The sequence below is a fragment of the Sporomusa sp. genome, from assembly GCF_057736855.1.
In genome coordinates this window covers 1-4,115 of sequence record NZ_JBYKYF010000281.1, presented here as the reverse complement: position 1 = coordinate 4,115, position 4,115 = coordinate 1, and the positions used below count along the sequence as shown (strand labels likewise).

The 4,115-nt window shown below is 43.6% G+C and carries 4 protein-coding genes and 1 tRNA gene; 3 read left to right on the top strand and 2 right to left on the bottom strand.

Annotation, left to right across the window (positions count from 1 at the left end):
* Window positions 1-58: 58 nt before the first annotated feature.
* Both AC29Z1_RS14620 and AC29Z1_RS14615 read right to left on the bottom strand, forming a co-directional pair.
* Window positions 59-922 (bottom strand): AAA family ATPase, encoded by an 864-nt coding sequence (locus AC29Z1_RS14620; RefSeq protein WP_488272189.1) that lies wholly within the window; start codon window positions 920-922, stop codon window positions 59-61.
* A complete protein-coding gene (locus AC29Z1_RS14615; protein WP_488272188.1) occupies window positions 906-2,129 on the bottom strand; it encodes a metal-dependent hydrolase family protein in 1,224 nt (407 codons plus the stop codon). The genes AC29Z1_RS14620 and AC29Z1_RS14615 overlap by 17 nt, the downstream gene beginning before the upstream one ends.
* Window positions 2,130-2,316: 187 nt before the next feature.
* Between AC29Z1_RS14615 and AC29Z1_RS14610 the strand changes: the two genes are divergently transcribed.
* The 3 genes from AC29Z1_RS14610 to AC29Z1_RS14600 form a co-directional block, all read left to right on the top strand.
* Window positions 2,317-2,392, top strand: a tRNA-Ala gene (locus AC29Z1_RS14610).
* A gap of 113 nt (window positions 2,393-2,505) precedes the next feature.
* Window positions 2,506-3,027, top strand: coding sequence for a YqaA family protein (locus tag AC29Z1_RS14605; protein WP_488272187.1), 522 nt, complete (start codon window positions 2,506-2,508; stop codon window positions 3,025-3,027).
* A 289-nt stretch (window positions 3,028-3,316) separates the two neighbouring features.
* A partial coding sequence (locus AC29Z1_RS14600) for a hemolysin family protein (RefSeq protein ID WP_488272186.1) occupies window positions 3,317-4,115 on the top strand: 799 nt, incomplete at its 3' end.

Sequence of the window (4,115 nt, the reverse complement as noted above, 5' to 3'; positions counted from 1 at the left end):
GTCGTTACTGTTAGCCCAGCTTCCCGCAATAGCCGGACAAATTCAACAATGACCTGTTTCATTGTTTGAGCAAATATGGCAGTTTGCCAACAACAAGTTCGCGGTCTTTTGTATATTTAAGCAACGCAGCAAGTGTAGCACGAACTGCCTCTGCCGTTAACTCACCGCCTAGCATATGCATCGATAATACCCAATCAATACTCTCTGTTACGCTGGGCGGTTTTTTGAGCGGCTGTTTACGAATATTTTGAACAAATTCAACCAGCTTGCCGGCAAATTTTCGGTCAATGTGCGGGACATTTAACTCAATAATCGCCATTTCGCGCTCAAAATCAGGATAGTCAATATGAAAATGCAGACACCGGCGGCGCAGGGCATCTCCTAATTCCCGGGTGCTATTAGAAGTCAGCACAACATATGGCCGGGTAACAGCAGTTATGGTCCCCAATTCGGGAATGGTTACCTGCCAATCGGATAACGCCTCCAATAAGAAGCTCTCGAACTCCTGGTCGCTTTTATCAATCTCATCGATTAGGAGAACTACCGGTTCAGTACTGGTAAGCGCCGTTAACAGCGGACGTTTAAGCAAAAATTCTTGGTCAAATATTTGTTGCCGCCCTTTTTCCCAACCACTTTGCGCCAACGCTTCGATTTGGATGTATAACAGTTGTTTTTGATAATTCCACTCATATAACGCCTTGCTTTCATCCAGACCTTCATAGCATTGCAGCCGGATAAGCCGTCGGTTGCGAAGGCGAGACCAAGCCTTTGCCAATTCGGTTTTGCCAACACCAGCCGGCCCCTCTAAGAGCAGCGGCTTTTCCAGATTTTCAGCCAAATACATAGTTGCCGCTAAATTATCATCAGCCAGATAGCCGTTTTCAGCTAATCCAGCTTTCAGTTTTTCAATTGCTTCCATCATGACCAACTCCATCAACTGAGTATTGAACCAATCCATCTTTAAATACTTTTACAACATTTCTTATACACGTGATATCTGAAAGCGGATTGCCGGCCAATACCAGCAAATCTGCCCGTTTACCTATTTGCAGTGTCCCAACTTCTGCATCAAGACCAATGGCCTGAGACGCTAAACTGGTAGCAGCCTGAAGTGCGGCAGATGGTGGTAAACCACACTCAGTCAATAGGCATATTTCCCGCCATATATCACCATGCTCTACGCCAAGAGCTCCGGCATCCGTTCCAGCAACGATTTTAGCGCCTGACTGATAGCCCCTTGCAACCATCGCCTTATGCCGCAAATAAACTGCCTCAACGCCTTTTGGCGGCATCGTCTTGGTCTGATGGGTCCGACCATAATCCAACATTCGCTCAAACGGTGTTAAGGTAGGTATCCAATATACCGCACTTGCAGCGATGAGATCGGCAGTGGCTTCATCTATGAGTGCTCCATGCTCGATAGTTGTCACCCCGACAGTCAGCGCCTGACGCACACCGGATATACCATTGGCATGTACGGCAACCCTTTTTTTTAAATGCCGAGCTTCATTGACTGCCGCCTTCGCTTCAGTCGGTGACAGTTCTACAACGCCGGCATCTTGACGATGAAAATTGACGCTGCCTGTCATCATAATTTTTATGCAGTCGGCACCACCTTTAACCTGTTCCCGCACTGCCTTGACCATTTCTTCCGGTCCGTCAGCTTCCCGTCCACCTGCATAGTGGAAATGTCCGCCAGTTATTGAAATAGCTTGTCCAGCAGTAAGCACCCTGGGGCCGGCAATAATTCCCTGATGTATCGCCTTTTTTAAGAATGTGTTTATTCCATAGGGGCCGCCTAAATCACGGACGGTTGTTACCCCCTGACAAAGGGTTTTTCGCAGGTTATTCACTGCCCTGAGCAGTGTCGTATCCTTATCCTCCTGCCAACGCAGCGTGCGTGTTTTTGCGTCAGAAATACCTTCCAAAAAGAGATGAACATGCGGGTCAATAAGACCTGGCATAACAACGTACTGCGAATAATCAGCTGCTGCCGCCACACAGTCAGCAGCAAAATCATCGGCTTTCCCAATACCCACAATGCGTCCTTGATCAATAGCTAAGTAACAGGCCTCTTGGGGAGGATTGCCTGTTCCGTCTATCAACAGACCAATCTTTAACAAGTTCATGTTCGTCCTTCTTTCTTACCCTCAGCACCAATAGTTGTTGCTATGAATGGTTCAATAAAGAATGTATTTTCAAAGTATTCTTCATTTAAAGATTAAGTCCCTGCCATAGGTATTGATTTTCAGTAAAATTCTTGACATTATATTCATGGACGATTATAATTACAACTGTAATTATAATTCAATATATGGGGATATAGCTCAGCTGGGAGAGCGCTTGAATGGCATTCAAGAGGCCAGCGGTTCGATCCCGCTTATCTCCACCATAGCTAAGAAGAATTAACGGTTTGGTTAATTCTTCTTGTTTTTTTATTGTACTCTTTACCTTGACTGATTTATAGATGTAAGCTAAACTAATAAAAAGGAGAGGAATATATTGATGGATTTATTACTTGAAACACTTTTAGACTGGGGATTTCCCGGTCTTTTAATTGCTGCGTTTACGGAATCCTTTATTTCACCAATATTACCTGACTTACTTCTCATCCCGTTAGCTTTAGCGAATACGCATTTTGCTATATATTATGGCTTAGCTGCTACTGTAGCCTCGATCTTAGGCGGTTTTATTGGCTATACTATCGGCTTAAAAATTGGCTTACCGGCTGCTCGTAAATTTATACCAGCATTATCCCCTATTCCCTACAAATTTGTTAGTATTACAGCCGGAGCACTAAAAATAAACATGACGGTTTTTTTAGTTATTTCCTTTTTAGGTCGTGGCAAACGGTTTTTATTGGAAGGTGTACTCATATATTATTTTGGTTCGCAGGCTGTAGAAATGTTTACCCATCACAAAGATGATTGGCTAATTATTTCACTCATATTGATTGCGGGTGCCGGCGCGGTGACTTATATTATGAGAAAAAATAAAAAGGTAGAGACAGTTATAAACAAATTATAAAACAACTGCCCGCAGCTAGATTCGCTGCGGGCAGTTGAATAAGAGGAGGTTTAGGCAAAACATAGTGTTTAGCTAGGCAAATAAATAACCCTGATACTGGTGTTTGATACGGTCCTTAAAGGGAAATGATAACTATATATGGTTTTTTTCTTACTTTTTGCTGACTATCCCATATTAACCCCCCATCGATCAGGGAACTCGGATACGTTGGATCAATTCCTCAGAGGATACAAACGCCTGAATCTACGTTTTGCTTTATCAAAATAAAAGGGAGAGTGCTATTTACATTTTGGATACAGCTTCAATTGGTACCGAGATTATTATTATCTTACTTCTTATTCTGGCTAATGGACTATTTGCTATGACCGAAATGTCCATTGTTTCTTCCCGCAAAAGCCGTTTGGAAAGTATGGCTGCAAACGGCAGTAAGGGTGCACAGGCTGCTATTAAACTGGCAGAAGACACTACACCATTATTATCTGCCGTACAGATTGGTATTACCCTTATTGGCATACTTACAGGCGCTTTTGGAGGAGCTAAACTATCCAGCTACCTTGCTATATCATTAAATGCTATTCCTTTTCTGCGCCCATACAGCGATGCTATCAGTTTTGCCATTGTCGTAGGAATTATTACCTTTTTATCACTCATTATCGGCGAATTGGTGCCAAAAAAACTGGCACTCAATAACCCCGAACCTATTGCAGCCGCTATAGCCAGACCCATGACAGCCTTTGTGCGCATTAACCGGCCTCTGGTTCATTTATTAAGCCTTTCGACAATGATGGTCATGAAACTGCTTGGAATCAAACCCCCTGAAGAACCGCCGGTAACAGAAGAAGAAGTCAGAGTACTGATTGGTCAGGGCGCTCAATATGGTGTTTTTGAAAAATCTGAGCGCGAAATGTTGGACAAAATTTTTATTTTGGGCGATATGCGTGTAGGTGCTCTTATGACACCCCGGACACAAATCAAATGGTTGGATCTTGAGGACAATGACCAGTACAACCTGCGGATCATCCGCAGTTCTAACCATTTATTCTTTCCGGTGGCCCGAGGCAGTTTGGATGATATTGTAGGAGTCGTTT